The organism is Streptomyces sp. NPDC111744 (assembly GCF_055634995.1).
In genome coordinates this window covers 148801-168269 of the sequence record NZ_JBVKCG010000019.1, presented here as the reverse complement: position 1 = coordinate 168269, position 19469 = coordinate 148801, and the positions used below count along the sequence as shown (strand labels likewise).

20 protein-coding genes and 3 pseudogenes are annotated in these 19469 nt (G+C 69.9%); 10 read left to right on the top strand and 13 right to left on the bottom strand.

What is annotated here, in order from left to right:
- Window positions 1-569: 569 nt before the first annotated feature.
- On the bottom strand, window positions 570-2168 hold the full coding sequence (locus ACZ7OO_RS33280) for an RICIN domain-containing protein (RefSeq protein WP_471510542.1): 1599 nt from the start codon (window positions 2166-2168) through the stop codon (window positions 570-572).
- 232 nt (window positions 2169-2400) lie between these two features.
- Here ACZ7OO_RS33280 and ACZ7OO_RS33275 point away from each other — a divergent pair.
- The 3 genes and pseudogenes from ACZ7OO_RS33275 to ACZ7OO_RS33265 form a co-directional block, all read left to right on the top strand.
- Window positions 2401-2579: pseudogene (locus tag ACZ7OO_RS33275) on the top strand (ALF repeat-containing protein); the annotation flags it as partial.
- Window positions 2580-2649: 70 nt separating this feature from the next.
- Window positions 2650-2823: a hypothetical protein gene (locus tag ACZ7OO_RS33270; RefSeq protein ID WP_471510540.1), complete on the top strand. Its 174-nt coding sequence runs from the start codon at window positions 2650-2652 to the stop codon at window positions 2821-2823.
- Window positions 2784-3275 (top strand): JmjC domain-containing protein, encoded by a 492-nt coding sequence (locus ACZ7OO_RS33265; protein WP_471510539.1) that lies wholly within the window; start codon window positions 2784-2786, stop codon window positions 3273-3275. The genes ACZ7OO_RS33270 and ACZ7OO_RS33265 overlap by 40 nt, the downstream gene beginning before the upstream one ends.
- Before the next feature lie 332 nt (window positions 3276-3607).
- Here the strand turns inward: ACZ7OO_RS33265 and ACZ7OO_RS33260 are convergent, their stop codons facing one another.
- Together ACZ7OO_RS33260 and ACZ7OO_RS33255 are read right to left on the bottom strand one after the other, a co-directional pair.
- Window positions 3608-3892: a hypothetical protein gene (locus ACZ7OO_RS33260; RefSeq protein WP_471510537.1), complete on the bottom strand. Its 285-nt coding sequence runs from the start codon at window positions 3890-3892 to the stop codon at window positions 3608-3610.
- Window positions 3889-4587, bottom strand: a complete 699-nt coding sequence (locus ACZ7OO_RS33255; protein ID WP_471510535.1) for a hypothetical protein — start codon at window positions 4585-4587, stop codon at window positions 3889-3891. Before ACZ7OO_RS33255 ends, ACZ7OO_RS33260 begins: the two co-directional genes overlap by 4 nt.
- Before the next feature lie 513 nt (window positions 4588-5100).
- Here ACZ7OO_RS33255 and ACZ7OO_RS33250 point away from each other — a divergent pair.
- From ACZ7OO_RS33250 to ACZ7OO_RS33240, 3 genes and pseudogenes are all read left to right on the top strand, one after another.
- Window positions 5101-5361, top strand: a pseudogene (locus ACZ7OO_RS33250) (NF041680 family putative transposase); the annotation flags it as partial.
- Between the two features lie 398 nt (window positions 5362-5759).
- Window positions 5760-6659 (top strand): helix-turn-helix domain-containing protein, encoded by a 900-nt coding sequence (locus ACZ7OO_RS33245; RefSeq protein ID WP_471510533.1) that lies wholly within the window; start codon window positions 5760-5762, stop codon window positions 6657-6659.
- A 183-nt stretch (window positions 6660-6842) separates the two neighbouring features.
- Window positions 6843-7817, top strand: coding sequence for an SMP-30/gluconolactonase/LRE family protein (locus ACZ7OO_RS33240; protein ID WP_471510531.1), 975 nt, complete (start codon window positions 6843-6845; stop codon window positions 7815-7817).
- Window positions 7818-8180: 363 nt separating this feature from the next.
- Here the strand turns inward: ACZ7OO_RS33240 and ACZ7OO_RS33235 are convergent, their stop codons facing one another.
- The 6 genes and pseudogenes from ACZ7OO_RS33235 to ACZ7OO_RS33210 all read right to left on the bottom strand — a co-directional run bounded on the left by ACZ7OO_RS33235 (window position 8181) and on the right by ACZ7OO_RS33210 (window position 12375).
- A complete protein-coding gene (locus tag ACZ7OO_RS33235; protein WP_471510529.1) occupies window positions 8181-9152 on the bottom strand; it encodes an aldo/keto reductase in 972 nt (323 codons plus the stop codon).
- Between the two features lie 63 nt (window positions 9153-9215).
- Window positions 9216-9590: a DUF2255 family protein gene (locus ACZ7OO_RS33230; protein ID WP_471510527.1), complete on the bottom strand. Its 375-nt coding sequence runs from the start codon at window positions 9588-9590 to the stop codon at window positions 9216-9218.
- A 76-nt stretch (window positions 9591-9666) separates the two neighbouring features.
- Window positions 9667-10434, bottom strand: coding sequence for a glucose 1-dehydrogenase (locus ACZ7OO_RS33225; RefSeq protein ID WP_471510526.1), 768 nt, complete (start codon window positions 10432-10434; stop codon window positions 9667-9669).
- Window positions 10435-10484: 50 nt separating this feature from the next.
- Window positions 10485-11502, bottom strand: a pseudogene (locus ACZ7OO_RS33220) (zinc-dependent alcohol dehydrogenase family protein).
- 69 nt (window positions 11503-11571) lie between these two features.
- Window positions 11572-11976 carry a (R)-mandelonitrile lyase gene (locus ACZ7OO_RS33215; RefSeq protein ID WP_471510524.1) on the bottom strand — a complete coding sequence of 135 codons (405 nt, stop codon included), beginning with the start codon at window positions 11974-11976 and terminating at the stop codon, window positions 11572-11574.
- A 72-nt stretch (window positions 11977-12048) separates the two neighbouring features.
- A complete protein-coding gene (locus ACZ7OO_RS33210; protein WP_471510522.1) occupies window positions 12049-12375 on the bottom strand; it encodes a carboxymuconolactone decarboxylase family protein in 327 nt (108 codons plus the stop codon).
- Between the two features lie 226 nt (window positions 12376-12601).
- On the opposite strand from ACZ7OO_RS33210, the gene ACZ7OO_RS33205 reads away from it, so the two are divergent.
- Window positions 12602-13519, top strand: coding sequence for a helix-turn-helix transcriptional regulator (locus tag ACZ7OO_RS33205; protein ID WP_471510521.1), 918 nt, complete (start codon window positions 12602-12604; stop codon window positions 13517-13519).
- A gap of 1088 nt (window positions 13520-14607) precedes the next feature.
- Here ACZ7OO_RS33205 and ACZ7OO_RS33200 read toward each other — a convergent pair.
- Window positions 14608-14868, bottom strand: a complete 261-nt coding sequence (locus ACZ7OO_RS33200; RefSeq protein WP_471510519.1) for a PAS domain-containing protein — start codon at window positions 14866-14868, stop codon at window positions 14608-14610.
- A 158-nt stretch (window positions 14869-15026) separates the two neighbouring features.
- Between ACZ7OO_RS33200 and ACZ7OO_RS33195 the strand changes: the two genes are divergently transcribed.
- Complete coding sequence (locus tag ACZ7OO_RS33195; RefSeq protein ID WP_471510517.1) at window positions 15027-15668, top strand: carbonic anhydrase; 642 nt, start codon at window positions 15027-15029, stop codon at window positions 15666-15668.
- A 46-nt stretch (window positions 15669-15714) separates the two neighbouring features.
- On the opposite strand, the gene ACZ7OO_RS33190 is transcribed toward ACZ7OO_RS33195, so the two are convergent.
- Genes ACZ7OO_RS33190 through ACZ7OO_RS33180 form a run of 3 tightly spaced genes read right to left on the bottom strand, consistent with a single transcriptional unit; the run spans window position 15715 to window position 17731 of the window.
- A complete protein-coding gene (locus ACZ7OO_RS33190) occupies window positions 15715-16692 on the bottom strand; it encodes an L-threonylcarbamoyladenylate synthase (RefSeq protein WP_471510515.1) in 978 nt (325 codons plus the stop codon).
- The gene (locus ACZ7OO_RS33185; RefSeq protein WP_471510513.1) at window positions 16689-17123 is read right to left on the bottom strand and encodes a hypothetical protein; all 435 of its coding nucleotides are present in this window, start codon (window positions 17121-17123) and stop codon (window positions 16689-16691) included. Before ACZ7OO_RS33185 ends, ACZ7OO_RS33190 begins: the two co-directional genes overlap by 4 nt.
- Window positions 17120-17731, bottom strand: coding sequence for a TetR/AcrR family transcriptional regulator (locus ACZ7OO_RS33180; protein ID WP_471510511.1), 612 nt, complete (start codon window positions 17729-17731; stop codon window positions 17120-17122). The genes ACZ7OO_RS33185 and ACZ7OO_RS33180 overlap by 4 nt, the downstream gene beginning before the upstream one ends.
- Window positions 17732-17876: 145 nt before the next feature.
- On the opposite strand from ACZ7OO_RS33180, the gene ACZ7OO_RS33175 reads away from it, so the two are divergent.
- Complete coding sequence (locus ACZ7OO_RS33175) at window positions 17877-18611, top strand: SDR family NAD(P)-dependent oxidoreductase (protein ID WP_471510509.1); 735 nt, start codon at window positions 17877-17879, stop codon at window positions 18609-18611.
- A 33-nt stretch (window positions 18612-18644) separates the two neighbouring features.
- On the top strand, window positions 18645-19268 hold the full coding sequence (locus tag ACZ7OO_RS33170; protein ID WP_471510507.1) for an NADPH-dependent F420 reductase: 624 nt from the start codon (window positions 18645-18647) through the stop codon (window positions 19266-19268).
- Window positions 19269-19469 lie beyond the last annotated feature (201 nt).

Genomic DNA, 19469 nt, shown 5'->3' with positions numbered 1-19469 from the left:
AAAGACAGTCGTAGAACTGGACACGAAAGTGGGACAGGATGCCCAGTGCGGCGTCAGCGGACTGTTCAGGGGCGAGACTCTTCACCAGCGGCCGTCCCTTCACGCGACGTTGCTCGACACCTCGAAGCGTGAAGAACGGCCGCCCTGTTGTCCCGGGAACGAACCAAGATCAGCGGGTCAGGTGAACCGCCGAGGTTAAACGTCAAGCTGAGGCGTTGGTGAGCCTCGCCTGCAGTCGGATCCTGGTCGGCACGGTCGTGTAGATGACCTCGCTGATCGGTGCGGTCCCGTTGCCGGAGCTCTGGCCTGTGCCGGCGTCGCCGATCGTCTGGTAGCACCTCCGCGTCGGCGGGGCTCCCGCGCCACCACCTGCCACGTCTCCCACGGCACCTGCGTGTCCCAAGCGCGCGCAGCCGCGCCGGCCACAGCTGCTCGCGCCCTGGGGCAGAGCAGAGCGGCTCCGCGGTGAACTGCTTCGGTTCACCGCGGAGCCGCTGTCTCCGTTTTAGGTCGCCTCGTTTACGAACGAGCCCGGCTCGGCGAGTTGGTCCATGTCGGCGGGGATGGCGTCAGGTGCCGGAGCCCGTCCAGTTGTGGTCGGTGTGGTCCGGCTGGCAGGTCCACTGCACGGTGTTGGCGCCGTTGGACGTGCTCCGTCCGTAGATGGTGAGGCAGAGGTTGCTGCCGCCGTTGACGAGCACGGATCCGCCGGCCGTTCCGGTGGCCAGTGACCAGTTCTGGGTTGCGTCGCCGTTGCAGCGCCACTGGGTGATCTGGGCGCCGTCGGAGGTGCTCCTGCCGTACACGGAAAGGCAGCGGTTGCTCTGGAAGTTGCGGATGCGGGATCCGTCCCAGTACCAGTTCTGCGCGCTCGTACCGTTGCAGTCCCACTGGACCACGTTCGCCCCGTCATTGAGGCTGGAGCCGTACGGCAGGAGGCACTTGCCGCTGTTGACGTTCCGGAACCTGACCGTCTCGATGGAACGAGCCGTGGGCGAGAAGTTGAAGACCAGACGCTGGGGAAGAACCCGGTCGGACTGGGCCACCTCGTTGATCCCGCGCACACGCCCGCTGGAGCCGTCCCAGTCGAGGTTCTGCGTCATGTCGGGAACCGCCGTCAGGACGTGCGGGGCCTCGCCGGGGCCGGCCTTGTGGACGCAGGCGCTCTCGCGGTACCCCGTGTCGAAGGACGACGGGCACAGACCGCTGAGGAAGAAGGAGCCCTGCGTGTAGACCGCGCCCTGCATGCCCCAGACCGGTGAGGTCCAGGCGGCGGAGGCGGTGACCGAGTTGCCGTTCCCCGTCCTCGGCAGGCCGGCGGTCAGGTCGAGCGGCCATTCGACGAGACGGCCGCCCGCCGCATTCTGGACGTACTCGCTGGACAGCAAGGCTCCGGTGGACCGGTCGAAGCTGAGGGAGGTGAGGCAGGGAGCGTCGCCAGTGACCGCTTGGCAGGATGAATTGCTGTCCGAGGGCGTCCGGTAGAGGTAGGACCTGGGCAGGACGTAGTCGAAGCCGGAGGGTCGGTTGGTGGCGCGCATCAGGTCGGTGAGGCGGAAGACGTGCAGATACCGGCCGTTGCCGACCAGGAGGTTGTCCTTGTACCAGACGACGCTGTCGGCGTGGGAGGCGAGCGGGGTCAGCTTGCCGTCCGCGGACAGGGTCGTCAGGAGCACGTCGGTGTACCGGGGGGTGGCCGCGGCGTGGCTCACGAAGCGCAGCTTCGCCAGCGTGTTGTCCTCGTTGTGCCAGGAAACGACGTCCCAGAGGTGGCCTTCCCACGAGCCGTCGGCCACGTCGTTGTGCGGCACGGAGAGCCCCTGCGGGCTCCAGCCGTTCGTGCCGCTGTCGTCACCGTCGTTCTTCCAGCAGTAGCCGTCGGCGTCGACACCCGGGTTGAAAGGAGCCGGGTAGCACAGACCGTCCTGCCCCGCCGTGCCGCTCCCGGAGAGGGTGGTCAGCCCGACCTTGCCGAGTTGGGGGTTGGCTGCCTCCCCCTGGTTGACGGCCGAGGTCGAGTCGCTGTCGAGCGACAGCTCGAACCCGCCCGCCGGGATCGGGGCGATCTCACTGGCCGCCTGTGCCGGGCCGGCCATCACGTACATGCTTCCCAGCAGCAGCGAGCAGATCGCCGTCAGGCGGGCCAGCAGCCCGACTTTCGTATGCATGCGGGAAAGAGGAAGGGAATAGTGCATCGCATGATCATGACATGCCTGACCGGGCGTGAAGCATCTCGTCGCATACGACGCTCGTGACCGCGGTGTCATCGTGGCCGGGCAGCTCCAGCGTGGACCCGACGCCGTCGTCAACGCAGAGAACAAATACTTTCGATGACGAACCATCAGCTGACATACGATCATCTCCGTCTGGTTGCCAGCGGGATCGGTCACTGATCGGGCCGCATTCTTGAAGAGCGGCTTGCGGCTCGCCCAGGCCGAGGATTGACCGCGTCGCCGTCGCTCGGATTCTGGCCCGCCCCGGCATCAGCAAGGCCCTGCGCGCCGCGGCCGAAAAGGCCATCGACGGCAACGCCGGAGGAACTGCGCTACTTCATCACTGTCGGTCAGTACCAGGTCTGACCGACCCGCTGACGCCGGCAGCCGTACTGCCCGCCCGCGGAGAAGACGGCGCGATCGACGTGGCCGGGTGATGACCTGGGACGACCTCAACCAGATCCTGGCCGGCCACCGGCTGGAGCCGCCCCGGATGAGGCTGTCCCGCGACGGCGAGATGCTGCGGGTCGGCGGCTACACCGCCCCGGTGGCCACGCGCCGGGACACCGTGTGGCACCGCCTCCACCCGCCGAACTCCACGCCCGCCTGAAGGTAGGCGCTTCCCTCGCCCTGGACAGCGTCGACGAACTCCACCCGCCGATCGCCCGCCTCGCCGAAGCGATCGAGCGTGACCTCCGTACCCGCGTGCAGGCGAACCTCTACGCCTCATGGAGCGCCACCGAGGGCTTCGGCATCCACTGGGACGACCACGACACGGTCATCGTCCAGCTGGACGGCGCGAAGCGCTGGAGGATCTACGGCACCACCCGCCCCTACCCGCTCTACCGCGACATCGAGGACCCGGGCGAGGCGCCCACCGGGCCGGTCGCCGACCTGGTCCTGTGGCCGGGTGACGTCCTGTACGTGCCGCGCGGCGTGTGGCACGCGGTCTCCGCCGACCAGGGCACCCGCTCCCTGCACGTCACCTGCGGTCTGCAGACCCGCTCCGCGACCGACCTGATGGCGTGGGTGTCCGAGCAGCTGCTCACGCACGAGGACTGACGGCGCGACCTGCCACTGCTCGCCGCACTGGACGTCCAGGCTGACGCCGTGGACGGGATGCGCAAGCGGCTCGCCGAACTGCTGGACGACCCCGGGCTGCTCGCCCGCTACCGGACAGCGATGGACGGGCAGGCCGTGGGCCGGATGGTGCCGAGCCTGCCGTAGATCGACACCGTCCCCGTCGACGGCGGTCTGCGAGTGCGGCTGACCACCGCCCGCGCGGTGCTGGAGGTCGGCGAGGACGCGGTGACGCTGTCCCAATTCCCGCCGTGCTCACGACCAGCACCGGCCCAACCAAGTCCTTCGACCTGGTAGTGCTGCAGGGCACGGGTTCAAAGGGCGTTGTCGGGCTCTTGGGCGGGTGTGTCCAGCAGGTGGGCGGTGTTGAGTTCGGTGAGGGCAAGTCGGACGAGGGGGGTGTCGGCTGTCGGGTGGGTGTGGGTGGCGGCCTCGGTGAGGTCGGTCAGGTTGCGGGTGCCGTCGGCGAGGTGGAAAACGGTGGCGCTCAGCGGGCTGAGGATGTGTCCCTGTTCGGTGTGTTCGTCGTAGACGGCCAGGCGGCCGTCGGTGGTCTTCTTGGCGCGTAGTCCCTCACGTCGGGCACGGGGGTCGTTCATCGGGGGGCTCCTTCGAGCGTAGGCGCGTCGATTCCTGTGACGGTGTGGGAGGCGAACTGGTCACGCAGGCTTTCCGCCACCAGCTCGATCTGGTTGGTCTGGGCGGCGATGACCGGGACGGTGCGGAAGAGGTCGGGACGGTCCCAGCGGGCGAGGTACTGGTCGATGGCGGTGTGGCGCTGGATCCAGGCGGTCATGCCCTCGATGGTGTCGGGTAGTTCGTCGAGGAGGTGGGTGAAGGCGCTGCGGTGGTAGGCGATGACGTGGGTGGTGGTGACGCCGGTGACGGTTTCGAGGTGGCGGCAGCCCTCGGCCTGGGGGAAGGTCCGGCCTCCGTCGGCCCCGCCCAGGTAGAGCAGTGACCAGGTTCGGCCGGTGAGTTCGGTCATGGCGCGGCGCAGTACCCGGGTGGTGCCGGGGAGGAAGAGGACGTCGTCTTCCAGGACGAGCAGGGAGTCGAGGCCGTCGGTGTGGGCCTGCTGGAGGGCCTGGCGGTGCGACAGTGCACGGCCGATGTGGTGGTTGCCCGGTGTGGCGACGGCGGCCTGGCGGTGGATGCGTTCGGGGCGCAGGCCCAGCGCGCTCAGGCGTCCCTGCATGGCCTTCCAGCGGTCGGGGCGTTCGTCGAGGTTGATGCAGGTGATGCCGTCGAAAGCGGTGAAGGGGTTGCGTTTTTCCGTCTCGTAGTCGGCCACGGCCTGGCTGGCGGCTTTTTCCCCGATGAAGGTGGAGAAGTGGGCGATGGCCTCGTGGGGGTTTTGGCCGAGTTCGTCGTACCCGATGAGGTAGTTGAACAGGCTCTGGTACCAGGTCGGGGCGGCAGCCTTTTTCGTGCGGGGGACGTTGAAGCGGTGCGTCCAGCGCAGGGCGGGCAGGCAGAGGGTGGTGTGGCCGGCGCGGCGGAACTTCTCATGCAGGTGGCCTTCCTCGCCTCCGTGGCCGGCAAAGGCAGGGCTGAGTCCGGGCCACGCTTTAGAGTCTCGGCGCTGAACAGTCCGCTGACGCCGCGTTGGACGTCCTGTCCCACTCTCGTGTCCAGTTCTACGACTGCCTCTACACGCGGACGGATGCGCTCTTCGAGCTCACCGACGCGGTGCTGTGCTCGGACGGCCCGGTCACCTCGCTGGTCGAGCTGACGCTCACGGCCGAGCACCGGCGTGGGCACGGAGCGATGTACGACGCCATCAACCACGGCTGGCTGGAACCGCGCCGCCCACACCCAACTCCGCCTCGCCCGGCCCCTCGCCGAGGACCTCCGCCGGCCCTGGGAACGGCCCGCCGAGCCGCGTCGGCTCACCCCCGCCCGGGTCCGCCGGGGGATCCGCCACCTCCGCGTGAAGACCGCCCGTCCCACCGACGTGCCCAGACCCTCCAAGCCCGGGCCCGGACGCCCACCCGGCTCGCAGAACCGCAGGTCAGCCCCACGTCACGAGCCTGGGAAGACCGTGAAACGAATCGAAGCCCTCACCGAACACATCCGCCTGAAACAGCAGCGAGGAATGATCAAGCTAAGGCAGGCTCGGCCCCATCCGACCGACGGCCTGCCCGTCCATGGCGGCCCGGTAGCGGGCGAGCAGCGTCGGGACTCCAGCCGCCGATCGCGGATACGCCGCTGACCAACTCGTAGACGCGGTGGGGTGAGGCGTCGACCCATGTGCGTCTGGTGAAGGCGAAATCGGCTGCGTCCAGAGCCTCGAAGGGGTCGTGGTCACCGGTCGTGGCGTTCAAGGCGTCTTCCTGGGTGGGTGCGGGATGCCGGATCGGCTGCACTCACTTCATCCACGGTCCTGCCCGGGTGACAGACCCGCTGGTGCCTATCCACAGCTGGGGCAGGCTATGTGTTTCGAGATGGACCACACTCGGATCCATGAACGGAAAATCGCAGCTCGCGAACTTCCTGCAGGCGCGGCGATCCCAGCTTCGTCCCGAGGACGTCGGGGTGCCCACCTTCGGGGAGCGCCGGCGGGTGCCGGGGCTTCGGCGCGAGGAGCTGGCGCTGCTCGCGGGTGTGAGCACCTCCTACTACACCAGGCTGGAGCAGGGGCACTCGCTGAGCGCGTCTGCTGAGGTGCTGGACGCGATCTCCGGGGCTCTCCGGCTGGACGAGTCCGAGCGGCGGTATTTGCACGACCTGGCACGGATGGACAGGCACCGCACTCGGAACCGGCGGCCTGCGGCGGAGCGCATGACGGAAGCCACAAGGCAGTTGATGGACGTGCTGGCGGATGTCCCCGCGCTCGTGCTCGGTCGGCGCAGTGACGTGCTGGCGTGGAATCGCCTCGGCCACGCGCTGTTCGCCGGGCACCTGGACCCCCGTGCCCCGTACGTCTCGGTGCAGCGTCCCAACATGGCCAGGCTGGTGTTCCTCGACTGCCATACCCGCGACCTGTACACGGACTGGACGGACAAGGCCCGGGCCGTGGTGGGAAATCTGCGCCTGGTGGCGGGCCGGTATCCTGATGACGCGGCGTTGCACACGCTGGTGGGCGAACTGAGCGCGAAGAGCACCGAGTTCGCCTCGATGTGGGCCGATCACCGGGTCAGGGCGTGCACCGTCGCCGCCTATGAGATGCGGCACCCGCTGGTCGGATCGCTGACCGTCGTCCAGCAGACCCTGAGCCACGGGCCGGGCCCCAACGTCGTGGTCGCCACCACGGAGGCGGACTCGACCTCGCGGGCCGCGCTGGCCCTGCTCGCCCAGGCCGTCACGCAGGACACCGTCCCGGTCTACCCGGCGCAGACGAAGCCCCGAGCCGGCACCGGCTGACCTCACACGACTCCACCGGGCGCTCCGCAGGCACCTGCGAGCACCCGTGGCGCCCGAGCGCGGCCGGCTTCCGGCCACCGCCGGGAGTGACTTCGGGGCCGCACGGCCCCGAGCAGAACGCACCTGTCCCCACTCGCGCGTCGGCGAATTGCTGCCGCATGCCCGAAAACCAGTGAAGGAACCATGTTCAAGAAGCTCTCCATGTCCGTTGCGCCGGTGGCCGTCCTCGTCGCGGCTGCTGCCACGACGCTCAGTCCGGCTCCCGCGTCGGCCGCCTCCGCACCGCTGAGCAGCGCGCGGATCGCCATGCACTTCGACCTGTCCAAGGGGCAGATGCCGGAGAACATCGCCCTGGCACCGTGCGGCACCGCGTACCTCACCTTCGCCGGGGGCCGCCAGATCGCCGAGACCTCCCCCAGGGGCACCACCCGGATCCTGGCCACCCTGCCCAAGCCCACAGACGGCGGTGTCCACACCCCGGTCCTGGGCTTCCCACTGACCGTCGGCATCGTCCGGGCCGACGACGGCACCCTGTACTTCCTCTACGCCACCGGCACCTCCGACCTCACCGGCGTATGGCGCCTGCGCCCCGCAGGCCGGCCACAGCGGATCGCCGCGCTGCCCGCCGACGGCCTGCCCAACGGCCTGGCGCTGGACGCGCGCACCCACACCCTCTACATCACCGACTCCGTGCGCGGCACCATCTGGAGCGTGCCCACCACCGGCGGCACCCCCACCGCCTGGTCCACCGCGCCCGAACTGGCCTCCACCGGCTTCCTCGGCGCCAACGGGCTGAAGATCCACAACGGCGCGGTGTGGGCCACCAACCTCGACAAGGGCACCGTCCTGCGCATCCCGATCCTCCCCGACAGCAGCGCCGGCGAAGTCCAGACCAAGGCCACCGGTCTGGCGGGGATCGACGACTTCGCCTTCACCGGCCGCGGCGACCGGCTGCTGGCCGCCCTCAACGGCCCGAGCGAGATCGCGCTCGTCCAGCCCGACGGCAGCCACTCCATCGTGCTGACCGCAGCCGACGGTCTCCAGAACCCCACCTCCGTCGCCCTGCGCGGCGACACCGTCTACGTGCCGAGCGCCGCCTATGTCACCGCCACGGACCCCAACCTGATCCTCGCCCACCTGAACGACCAAGGTGCGTAGCGCACGACCCACACCCTGAGACCGCAGACACACCTCAGATCCGAGGCAGAGCACACCGCCTCCTCGTCCCGGAGGGCGGCCCGTGCCGCCGGCCTCCGGGACGCCCCACCAGCCCCGCGGGCGCCCAGGTCATCATCGCCGGGACCGGCGGCGACATGGCCCAGTGCGCCACCGGGCATCCCGCCTCCTGGATTGGGGTCTGCCCGGCCATGAACGAATCCGCAGGCGTTACCAAGTCCACGCGGACCCGCAACGGCCACTGTTGGGGCACCCAAGTGACGCCCTGTTCGGCGAGGACATCGCGGTCGACGTACGGCGCGACGGCGGCGAGGCGGATTGGTGAGCCCGACACCCCGCCTGCTCCTAGAACCAGGACGGTCCGACGTTGGTGTACGGCGCCTCCAGCGTGGCCGCTTCCTTGTCCGACAACTGGAGGTTGAGAGCCTCTGCCGCCTCATGAAGGTGGTGCGGCTCGGTCGCTCCGACGATGGGCGCGGAGACCAGCGGGTTGCGCAGCACCCAGGCGAGTGCGACCTGGGCCATGGTCACGCCGCGGGCCTCGGCGAGCTGCTGCACGGCGTTGATGACCGGTTCGTCGTGCGGGCTGTCGAAGGCCTGTACGACGTGGTCGGTGCTGGAGCGCGTGCTCTGCTCGCCGGCGGGGCGGGCGAGGCGGCCCTTGCCGTTCGGGGAGTAGGGGACAAGGCCCACGCCCATGTCGCCGCACATGGCCATGAGTTCCGGCTCGTCCTGGCGGCGCAGGAGGTTGTACTGGTTCTGCATGGACACGAAGCGGGTCCAGCCGCCGAGGTCGGCCGCGTGCTGGAGCTTCGCGAACTGCCAGGCGTACATGGACGATGCGCCGAGGTAGCGGACCTTGCCCGCCTTGACGATGTCGTGCAGGGCCTCCATCGTCTCCTCGACCGGTACGTCGTCGTCGAAGCGGTGGATCTGGTAGAGATCGATGTAGTCCGTGCCCAGCCGGGTCAGGGAGGCCTCGACCTGTTCCAGGATCGCCTTGCGGGAGAGGCCTTCACCGCCGGGGCCGTCGTGCATCCTGCCGCGGACCTTCGTGGCGAGCACGATGTCCGCGCGCCGGGAGTACTCGGTGATGGCCCGGCCGACGATTTCTTCCGAGGTGCCGGCCTGGTAGACGTTGGCGGTGTCCCAGAAGGTGATGCCCAGCTCGACGGCCTGCCGGAAGAGCGGCGCGGCCTTGTCCTCGGTCAGGGCCCACGGGTGGGCGCCGGGAACGGTCGGATCGCCGTAGCTCATGCAGCCGAGGGCGAGCCGGCTCACCTTCAGACCGGTGGTGCCGAGACGGGTGTACTCCATGGTGAGACTCCTTACGGGTCGCGCCGCCGGCACGAGTTCCGTTGCTGTTCCGTGCGGCTCCGGTCAGGCGGCGGGGGTGACGCGGACGGTTGTCGAGCGCGGCCCGATACGCAGCATCGGTTCCAGGTAGGGGCTGGTGGCGTACTTGGTGCGGTAGGCGTCGTCGACCGCGTCGAGGACGCTGTCCTCAGCGGGTGCGAAGGCGGCCTCGTGCTCGGTGCCCGCGATGCGGACGCGTCCGCCCTTCCGGGACATCGCCGCCCGGTACCAGCGGGAGGCCGGGCCGTTGTAGGGGCGGACGTAGAGGTTGCCGTCGGCGACGACGGACCAGATCCAGGTGGGTGTGCCGTAGGTGACACCGTCCTCGCGGAACGGCGAGATGTGCAGGTCGTCGGCGGGCGCGAACGAACGCAGCCGCGCCTCGTCCCAGGTACTCATCGTGGGGTTCTCCGTGTCCGGTACGGGCGCGCCGCTCAGCGCGCCCGAGGCAGGACAGTCGTGGGAAGCGGCGGGGTCAGTGGGTGGTGTAGCCGCCGTCGACGGGCAGGGCGACGCCGATCACGAAGGCGGCGCCGGGGCTGCACAGCCACAGGACGGCGGCGGCGACCTCTTCGGCTGTGCCGAGCCGTCCGACGGGCTGCTGCTTCATGATCTCGGCCATGGCCTCGGCCTGGCCTTCGAGCATGTCGGCGACCATCGGGGTGTGGATCACGCCGGGGCATACGGCGTTGATACGGATGCCCTTGGGGGCGTACTCGACGGCGGCGCTCTTGGTCAGGCCGATCACGCCGTGCTTGGAGGCGTGGTAGGCGGCGCGCTCGGGCAGGCCGACCAGGCCGCCGAGGGAGGAGCAGTTGACGATGGCGCCGGAGCCCTGCTCGCGCATCTGGCGCAGCTCGTGCTTCTGGGCGGCCCACACACCGCGCAGGTTGACCGCGTTGACGCGGTCGAAGTTCTCGGCGCTCTCGTCAGCCGCGTCGCTGGGCGGCACCTGGATTCCGGCGTTGTTGAACGCCATGTCCAGGCGGCCGAACGTCGCGACCGCGCGGTCCACCATCGCGGCCGCCTGCTCCTCGTCGGTGACGTCGCACACGACACCGATCGCCCGGTGGCCCGCTTCGGTGAGTTCCTTGGCGGCCGTCTCGACGGCGCTCTGGTTGACGTCGGCGAGGACGACGGCGGCGCCGGCCTCGGCGAAGGCGCGGGCGGCGGCCAGACCCATGCCGGAGCCTGCGCCGGTGACCAGGGCGACCTGGCCTTCGAAGTCGTACTGCGGGTTCATGAAAGGAAAATCCGTTCTGTGCTGTGGCCGACGTGGGGCAGGAGTGGGGGTCACGGGCGCAGCAGGGCCTTGATGGCGCGGCGCTCGTCCATGGCCCGGTAGCCTTCGGCGGCCTGGTCCAGGGAAGTTCGAGGTCGAAGACCTTGCCCGGGTTGATGCGGCCGTCCAGGACACTCTGGATGAGGTCGGGCAGGAAGGCGCGGACGGGGGCGGGGCCGCCGCGGAGGGCGACGTGGGAGAAGAAGAGTTCCTCGCCGTCGATCCGCACGTCGTGGGGGACGCCGACGAAGCCGACGTTGCCGCCGGGGCGGGTGGAGTGCAGGGCCTGCCGCATGGAGTCGGGCGTGCCCACGCACTCCAGGACAGCGTCGGCTCCGATGCCACCGGTCAGGTCCTTGACCCGGGCGACGCCCTGCTCGCCGCGTTCGGCGACGATGTCGGTGGCGCCGAACTCGCGGGCCAGCTTCTGGCGCGACTCGTGGCGGGACATGGCGATGATCCGGGTGGCGCCCAGTTCCTTCGCGGCGATGACCGCGCACAGGCCGACGGCGCCGTCCCCGACCACCGCGACGGTGTCGCCGGGCTCGACCTCGGCGGCCACGGCCGCGTACCAGCCGGTGCCCATCACGTCGGAGCAGGCCAGCAGGTCGGCGATGTGCTCCTCGCCGACGTTCCCGGGTACGTGCACGAGGGTGCCGTCGGCGAGCGGGACGCGGACGTACTCGGCCTGGGCACCGCCGACGAACTCACGGTGCAGGCAGGACGTCTGGTAGCCGTTGCGGCAGTTCGGGCAGGTGTTGTCGCTGGCGAAGAAGGAGCCGACCACCAGCTGGCCGGGTTTGACGGTGTGTACGTCGCTGCCGACCTCTTCGACGATGCCGACGTACTCGTGACCGGCGGGGGTGGGCTCGGCGATGTCGTTGACGCCGCGGTAGTCCCACAGGTCCGAGCCGCACACGCAGGTGGCGACGGTGCGGATCACCGCGTCCGTCGGCTGCTGGACGGCGGCCTTGGGGCGGTCTTCGACGCGGATGTCACGGGGGGGGCGTGGATGACGGTAGAGCGCATGATTCTTTCCGTGTTCGGGAGAGGTGGACGGGTGCCGGGCCACGGTGGTCCGGCCTCGCGGGCATGGGGTCAGGGGGTGCTCGCGGGGCGGAAGGGGCCGCTGTACTCGGCGTCGGTGACATGCTCCAGCCAGTCGACGTCGTCGCCCTCCCACAGCGCGATGTGCGCCATGAACCGGTCCGGGGCCGCGCCGTGCCAGTGCTCCTCACCGGCCGGGGTGAAGATCACATCCCCGGGGCGGGCCTCGACGATCTCGCCGCCGCGCGACTGGATCAGGGCGACGCCCTCCACGATGTAGAGGGTCTGGCCCAGACCGTGGGAGTGCCACGCGGTCCGGGCACCAGGCGCGAAGCGCACCATGTTCATCCTCGCCCGGGACGGATCCTCACCCCGGTAGAGCACATCGGCCCACGCGTCGCCGGTGAACATGTCCGCCGGCAACTTCATGGTCGGCTGCGGCTGCACGATCTCCACTACGGACTCCTTCAATTCGTGCTGTAGCAGGCCGGATGCGCCATGCAGGCGGCCTGGGAAGGTCAGAGGGGCTCAGGCGGCGGTGAGGACGGTCCGGGCGACCGTCAACGCGGACATAACCTTGGGCCATCCGGCGTAGCAGGCCAGGTGGGTGACGGTTTCGATCAGCTCCTTGTCACTGACCCCGTTCTCGCGGGCCCTGCCCAGGTGGAAGGCGAGCTGCTCGGTGCTGCCGCTGGTGACGAGGCTGGCCACGGTGACCAGGCTGCGGTCCCGCGGAGACAGGTCGCGGTTCTCCCACACCTGCCCGAACAGCACGTCCTCGCTGTATCCGGCCAGTGCCGGGGCGATGTCCCCGAACTGCTGTCGAGGCCCGTCAGGCTGCTGGTTCTGCGGCATTGAAGGCTCCTTTCCGTGGATGCCCGGCACGTCCCCGGCGGGTGGCGTACACGGGCATCGGTTTCCATTCCGACCGGCGACCGGAGCGGGCGCGACCGGAGCGGGCGCTCGGCCGGTTCCGGCCTCGTATCGAGGGAACGGCAGGTCAGGCGCGCGCGGAAGGACCCGTTGATACGTGTACTGGCAGTACACCCCTCGCGCCCGGGGATCGTCGTAGCCTCGAAGAATGGACAACCGAAGCGAGGTACGCGAGTTCCTCACCAGCCGCCGCGCCAAGATCACCCCGCAGCAGGCCGGTCTGCCCGCCTCCGGCAGCCGGCGTGTCAAGGGGCTGCGCCGCGAGGAGGTCGCGATGCTGGCCGGCGTCAGCGCCGAGTACTACGCCCGCATGGAGCGCGGCAACCTCTCCGGCGCCTCCGAGGCCGTCCTTGACTCCCTGGCCCGCGCCCTCCAGCTCGACGACGCCGAACGCGCCCACCTGATGGACCTGGCCCGCACCGCCAGCACCACCCGGCGCCCCGCACGCCGCCGCTCCGCGCAGCCCACCCGCCCGGCCCTGCAGCAGCTCCTCGACGCGATGACCGACGCGCCCGCCTTCATCCGCAACGGCCGCCTCGACATCCTCGCCACCAACCGGCTCGGCCGCGCCCTGTACTGGCCGGTGTTCCAGGACCCGGCCCGACCGGTGAACCTCGCCCGGTTCCAGTTCCTCAACCCCGGCGCGGCCGAGTACATGACCGGGCTGGACGCCCAGCGCGCCACGGCGGCGGCACTGCTGCGCACCGAGGCGGGGCAGGACCCCTACAACCGCGATCTCAGCGATCTGATCGGTGAACTGTCCACCCGTAGCGAAGCCTTCCGCGCGCTGTGGGCGGCGCATGACGTGCGCCTGCACCACACCGGCCTCAAGCGTTTTCGCCATCCCGCGGTCGGCGACCTCACCCTCGCCTTCGAGGCCCTGCCGGTACCCAACGACCCGGGCCTCACCCTCACCGCCCTCAGCGCCGAGCCCGGCACCCGCGACCACGACGCCCTGCAACTCCTGGTCACCTGGTTCGCCACCGTCGACCACGACGAACCGGCGTCACGAGCCGCCGCCGGCAACGCATGCACCTGGACCGGAACCGCCTCGCGGACTGCGTGATTCACCTCGACGCCCTGGAGGACCTCCGAACGGCGCCGCCCAGCCGCCACCGCGCGGACATCGTGGGCCGGTTGTCGCTAGTTCTGGGGCATCTGGCGCGAGGCGCCGACGTGGCGAGCGGTCGCCTGTCCGGTTGACCGGAGCCGACCCATCCGGCCGTGGTGCGGGCCATCCGGCTGTTCGAAGCGCGGATCGCCTACGACTGGACTGCCGCCGCGTTGCCGCCCAGCGCGCCGAGGGCGACCGCCAACGCGGCTCCCAGACGGGCGAACCGGGTACGGCGCGATAAACGCACCGGCCGACGGACGGGGCTCGCGTCCCGCGTGTGCGGCCTTTCCTCGCTTCCGGATGCGGCGGGTGCCCGGTGTCTCGCACCGAACCCTCCGCGTTTCCACATGCCTGCTCTCATGCCGTCTCCCTGCTCTGGGTTGAGCACGAATCACACTGATAGCGGCTGACATTCCGCGCCGGACCGCCTGCACGGCGGTCGAGAAAGGGCGCCCGAGATACCTCGAATGCAGACGATCCCCGTCTGTCTGTACGCTGTCAAGAAGAGTGAAACACCCTGATGAGCGCGCGCGGTGCGGGGGTGGAGGAGCCTTAGCACAGACAGTCGACCTCGGCCAGGTACACAGTGCCGGACCGTCGATGGCGCAGGTCAGCAAGGCCATCGGCTGCAACGCACGCCCCTTCGCCCGCCGTCAGGCCAGATCTCAGCGGCAAGGAGCGGCGGCACCCGCGGCGGAAACTTTCGAAAGGCGCCGGTGACTTGACGGAGCATCAACCCCGCCACATGCTCTGGTCGCTCCGCTCGGACGCCGCCCAAAGACGACTTCACCGTGGACATCCGTATGCCCAGCAGCTGTTGGCAGCCGGAGGGGTACGCGTCACGCTGCGGCTGGACCTGCACTCCGTCACCGCCGGGCAGCGGGCGGGCATGGCGAACGGCGGTTACTTCGGCGTGCCCGCAGTAACCGGCCGGACCTACTGGGTGTCCTTCTTCGCCAAGGCGAGCGAGAAGTTCACCGGGCCGCTGACGGCCAGTCTGGAATCGTCGGACGCCACGACCACCCACGCCTCGGCCCGCGTCAGTGATCGGTCTGGCCGGTGGACAGGACACGGTGCAGTGAGGCCTGCAGCGTTGCCACCCCGTCGGCCTCCGGGTCGGCGGGGTTGTCCGGGAAGGTGTCGAAGGGGTAGTGCCCGAGCAGTTCGGCCCGGCTCTGTTCGGTCACCTCGCAGAAGGCGGGGTTGGCGTCGGCGATCACCAGGTCCGCGCCGAGCACCAGGCACGGGCTCGGAAGGGCGGCGAACACCCCGGGGTAGTCGATCTTCGGTGTCACAGGCATTCCCTGCCAGTCGCTCCTCTTCAATCTACGGAAGGTCCAGCTCCCGCGCGCCGACCTCGCTCGTGGGCAGTGGGTTGCAGTGTGTGACGGCGTCGCAGGAAGAGGCCTACGCATGGCCAGGCGATGCGACAGCTGGTGCCGGGTCCTAGGCTACGGACATGACCGAGATCCAGACCCCGACGCCCCGCGACGCCTTCGAGCTGCTGCTGGCCGGTAACCAGCGCTTCGTCGCGGGCGCCCCCGAGCACCCGAACCAGGACGCCACCCGCCGCGCCGAGATCGCACCGTCCCAGCAGCCCTTCGCCGTGCTGTTCGGCTGTTCCGACTCCCGGCTGGCCGCCGAGATCATCTTCGACCGCGGCCTGGGCGACCTGTTCGTGGTGCGCACCGCAGGCCACGTCGTGGGCGCGGAGGTGCTGGGCAGCGTCGAGTACGGGGTGGACGTGTTGGGCTGCCCGCTGGTGGTGGTGCTCGGTCACGACTCGTGCGGCGCGGTCGGCGCGGCCTGCGCCGCGCTGGAGGACGGCATCGCACCGGCCGGCTACATCCGGGACGTCGTCGAGCGGGTGACCCCCAGCGTGCTGGCCGCGAGGGCCGCCGGACGGGTCGAGCCGGAAGAGATCCTCGCCGAGCACATAAGGCACACCGTGGACCTGCTGCTGGACCGCTCCCGAGTGCTCGCCGAGAAGGTCGCCACCGGCCAGGCCGCCGTGGTGGGCCTGTGCTACCGCCTCGCCGACGGCAGCGCACAGCTCGTCGCGGCCCGCGGCCTCGATGTGGCAGTGCCCGCCGCGTCCTGACCGCCACGGCCCTGGCTGCTCGGGCACGCCACCCATCCGATGCTGCTTACTCGCAAGGCCGGGGCCCCGCGGCGCGGCGGAGCCGGTTGGCGATCGCCAGTCCCAGACCCTTCTCCACCGGCAGGGAGGCGACGATGAGGTCGCACCCCTGCTGGTCGAGCTCGCGCAGGAACCCGTACAGCCCGCGTGCGTAGGCGGCCATCGAAGCGGGAACCGTCACCACGGCGTGCGCCTTCACCGGAGCGTCGGTGAAGGAGGGGGGAAGAAAGACGCCCACCTGGTGCCCCAGTTCCTGGGCGCGCTCCGCTTCGGCGACGACCTTCTCCTGCCCCACGAGGACGACCCGCGCACGCGGCGCGTAGTGGGACGGATGCTGGCCCGGCACCCGAACGCGGCTCGTCGAGGGCACCGCGAGCGGGCGTCCCAGCACCGTTTCGAGGTCCTCGCGTGTCACCCCGCCGGGCCGAAGGATGGTCGGGGTGTCACCGGTGGCGTCGACGATGGTCGACTCGACGCCGATCTCGCAGGGGCCGCCGTCCAGCACGAAGTCGACCCCGTCACCGAGCTCGGCACGGACATGGTCCGCCGTGGTGGGGCTGACCGAGCCGAAGCGGTTGGCGGACGGCGCCGTGACCCCGCCGCCGAAGGCGGACAGCAGCGCGAGTGCGACGGGGTGGTCGGGCACGCGCACTGCCACCGTCTCCAGGCCACCCGTCGCTTCGAGGGGAACGCGGGGACCGCGCCGCAGGACCAGCGTGAGTGGCCCCGGCCAGAAGTGTTCGGCCAGCAGGCGCGCGGTTCCGGGCACGTCCTGGACCCAGTCGTCCAGATGCTCCGCGCCGCCGATGTGGACGATCAGTGGGTGGGAGGGCGGGCGTCCCTTGACCTCGAAGATGCGCGAGACCGCGGCAGGATCCTCGGCGTTGGCGCCCAGACCGTAGACGGTCTCGGTCGGGAGGGCCACCAGCCCTCCGGCACGCAGCACCTCGGCCGCCTTCTCGATGTCACTGGTTCTTGCTGTCACCCTCGCAATCCTAGGCGTGCCCGGTCATCAGGTTGGTTGCAGCGGGCGACCAGCGGCCTGCCCCCGAGGGCGCAGCGGCGTGCCAACAGTTCTCGACACGTGCCGCTTTCTGTGATCTTCCCTTCGTGCATGACGATGATTCGGTCGGTGAGCCGGGTGTCCTCGCTCAAGGGGTCGGCTCGACCATCGAAGCCCACCGCGCGTTCATCACCCGTCGCCGCACCCGGCACCCCGCCGAGGGGAACCGGACCCCCACTGCAGCCGAGTGGGAGGACTTCCTCGGCCACTTCGAGCGCCGCAAGCTCTCCGTCGGCATCTGCGCCCGCGCCTACGGCACCGCATGCGTCCACGAACACACTGGTGTCGGTTACCAGCGGGTGCAGCCGCGCGACCGGCAGCGCGTCCAGCCCGGCCGCGGAGTGCCAAGTCAACTTGGCACTTCCTCCCGTCGCCGGTCATCGCCGGCTGTGGCGGGGATGGCGTTGTCGATGAGGACGGCGGCGATGGCGGCGGCGGTGGGGAAGGCGTCGGCGTTGAGGACACGGGTCCGGGCCGCGGCGCCGTCGATGAGCAGCGCGAGCTGCTCGCCGAGCTGTTCAGGGTCGGCGGCGCCGGCTTCGCGGGCGGTGTCGGCGAGCCGCGCGGCGACGGCTTTCTTGTAGTCGCGTGCGTACTGGGATGCGGGGTGCTGCGGGTCGTGGAGTTCGACGGCGGCGGCGATGTAGGGGCACAGGGGGGTGGTGGGGGGGATGTCGAAGGCGGCGAGGAGCCGTTCGCGGGGCGTGAGGTCGGTGCGGTCGAACACGCCGGACAGAACGGAGGGGTCGAACCGGCGCAGGTACTCGGCGACGAGTTCGTCCTTGCCGTTGAAGTGCTGGTAGGCCGTGCGCTTGGACACCTCGGCCGCCGCGCAAAGCTGGTCCATGCCGGTGCGGTTGATGCCCTGCTCGCGGAACAGTTGCTGGGACGCGCTGAGGATGCGTTCGCGGGCGCCCCGGCCGCGGCGGCGGCCCTTGGGGCCCTTCTCCAACTCCGTCATGGCGCCATCCTACCTCCATTGGGTAACGGCCGGTGTACATAGTTGCGCCCTGATCGTCCGCCCCGTACCGTAAGCACACAGGGCGGTGTACATAACACCGTCACCCCCCAGGTGCGCACGGCACCACAGACCCAACGGAGCGACCATGGGAAAGCTTGACGGCAAGGTAGCGGTCATCACCGGCGGCACCACCGGCTTGGCGCTGGCCGGCGCGAAGCTGTTCGTCGACGAGGGAGCGCACGTCTTCATCACCGGCCGCCGCCAGGACGCCCTGGACGAGGCCGTGAAGCAGATCGGCCGCAACGTCACCGGCGTCCAGGGCGACGCCGCCGACCTGGACGACCTGGACCGCCTGTACGACACCGTCAAGCGGGAGAAGGGCAGCCTCGACGTGCTGTGGGCCAGCGCCGGAGGAGGCGAGCCCGCCCCGCTCGGCGAGATCACCGAGGCCCAGTTCGACACCTGGTTCGGGCTCAATGCCCGCGGCACCCTGTTCACCGTCCAGAAGGCCCTCCCGCTCTTCAACGACGGCGGCTCCATCCTCATGACCGGCTCCAACGCCTCCCTCGGCGCCTTCCCCGGCTGGAGCGTCTACGCCGGCAGCAAGGCCGTCCAGCAGGCCTGGGCCCGAATCTGGCTCAACGAACTCAAGGACCGCCGCATCCGCGTCAACGTCCTGACCCCCGGCCAGGTCGCCACCGCCAAGCAGGAAGAACTCTTCGACGAGGCCACCAAGCGCCAGTTCGAGTCCCTCATTCCCCGCGGCCGGATGGGCCGCCCCGACGAAATAGCCACCGCCGCCCTCTTCCTCGCCTCCGACGACTCCAGCTACGTCAACGGCATGGAACTCGTCGCCGACGGCGGCACCACCGCCATCTGAACCGAACAACACACAACCAGGGCAGGACATCTCATGAGCAACATCAGCATCATCGGCACCGGGAACATGGCCCGCACCATCGGCGCGCGGGCGGTAGCGGGCGGCAACACCGTCGAGGTCATGGGCCGCGATCAGTCCAAGGCCGCTGACCTGGCCAAGGCTCTCGGCGGCGGCGCCACGACGGGAGAATGGGGCACCGCCCCGGCCGGGGACATCGTCATCGTGGCCCTGTTGTACGACGGTGTCGTGCCGGTCGTCGCCCAGTACGGAGACGCGCTCGCGGACAAGGTCATCGTCGACATCAGCAATCCCTTCAATTCCACGTTCGACGGGCTGGCCCACCGCGAGGAGACCTCGATCGCGCAGGAAGTCGCCAAGGCGGCCCCGGCAAGCGCCAGCGTGGTGAAGGCGTTCAACACCATCTTCCGTCATGTCCTGGAGAAGGGTCGGCCCGACGTCTTCATCGCCGGCGACAATGCGCAGGCCAAGGCAAGCGTGGAGGCGTTCGTCGAGAGCCTAGGACTGCGCCCGCTGGACGTCGGCGGCCTGAAAATGGCGCACTGGCTGGAAGGAGCGGGCGTGGTCACGGTGGGCCTCGCCAACCACGGGGTGGGGAACCTGGACTTCGCCCTCAGCATCACCGAACTTCCCGTCTGAGCTGGTGCCGCGTCAGAGAACGTGTGCCCTGCCCCGTTGTCAGGCAGAGCTAGCTCCAGGGTGCATGGCGGCGCGGCGGGACAGAGGTCTCCGGGCGCGGCACCACCGTCATGAGGGTGACGGGAATCAATGCCGACCAGCGGTGGTCCGAGTCCATGCCGACGGCCTATGAGCAGTAGCTCGTGCCGGTGGTCTTCCGGC

Bases quoted from the DNA above. Each gene is read 5' to 3' on its own strand.
- ACZ7OO_RS33280 (WP_471510542.1), bottom strand. From the start codon at position 2,168: ATGCATACGAAAGTCGGGCTGCTGGCCCGCCTGACGGCGATCTGCTCG.
- ACZ7OO_RS33270 (WP_471510540.1), top strand. From the start codon at position 2,650: ATGACCTGGGACGACCTCAACCAGATCCTGGCCGGCCACCGGCTGGAG.
- ACZ7OO_RS33260 (WP_471510537.1), bottom strand. From the start codon at position 3,892: ATGAACGACCCCCGTGCCCGACGTGAGGGACTACGCGCCAAGAAGACC.
- ACZ7OO_RS33245 (WP_471510533.1), top strand. From the start codon at position 5,760: ATGAACGGAAAATCGCAGCTCGCGAACTTCCTGCAGGCGCGGCGATCC.
- ACZ7OO_RS33240 (WP_471510531.1), top strand. From the start codon at position 6,843: ATGTTCAAGAAGCTCTCCATGTCCGTTGCGCCGGTGGCCGTCCTCGTC.
- ACZ7OO_RS33235 (WP_471510529.1), bottom strand. From the start codon at position 9,152: ATGGAGTACACCCGTCTCGGCACCACCGGTCTGAAGGTGAGCCGGCTC.
- ACZ7OO_RS33230 (WP_471510527.1), bottom strand. From the start codon at position 9,590: ATGAGTACCTGGGACGAGGCGCGGCTGCGTTCGTTCGCGCCCGCCGAC.
- ACZ7OO_RS33225 (WP_471510526.1), bottom strand. From the start codon at position 10,434: ATGAACCCGCAGTACGACTTCGAAGGCCAGGTCGCCCTGGTCACCGGC.
- ACZ7OO_RS33210 (WP_471510522.1), bottom strand. From the start codon at position 12,375: ATGCCGCAGAACCAGCAGCCTGACGGGCCTCGACAGCAGTTCGGGGAC.
- ACZ7OO_RS33205 (WP_471510521.1), top strand. From the start codon at position 12,602: ATGGACAACCGAAGCGAGGTACGCGAGTTCCTCACCAGCCGCCGCGCC.
- ACZ7OO_RS33200 (WP_471510519.1), bottom strand. From the start codon at position 14,868: ATGCCTGTGACACCGAAGATCGACTACCCCGGGGTGTTCGCCGCCCTT.
- ACZ7OO_RS33195 (WP_471510517.1), top strand. From the start codon at position 15,027: ATGACCGAGATCCAGACCCCGACGCCCCGCGACGCCTTCGAGCTGCTG.
- ACZ7OO_RS33180 (WP_471510511.1), bottom strand. From the start codon at position 17,731: ATGACGGAGTTGGAGAAGGGCCCCAAGGGCCGCCGCCGCGGCCGGGGC.
- ACZ7OO_RS33175 (WP_471510509.1), top strand. From the start codon at position 17,877: ATGGGAAAGCTTGACGGCAAGGTAGCGGTCATCACCGGCGGCACCACC.
- ACZ7OO_RS33170 (WP_471510507.1), top strand. From the start codon at position 18,645: ATGAGCAACATCAGCATCATCGGCACCGGGAACATGGCCCGCACCATC.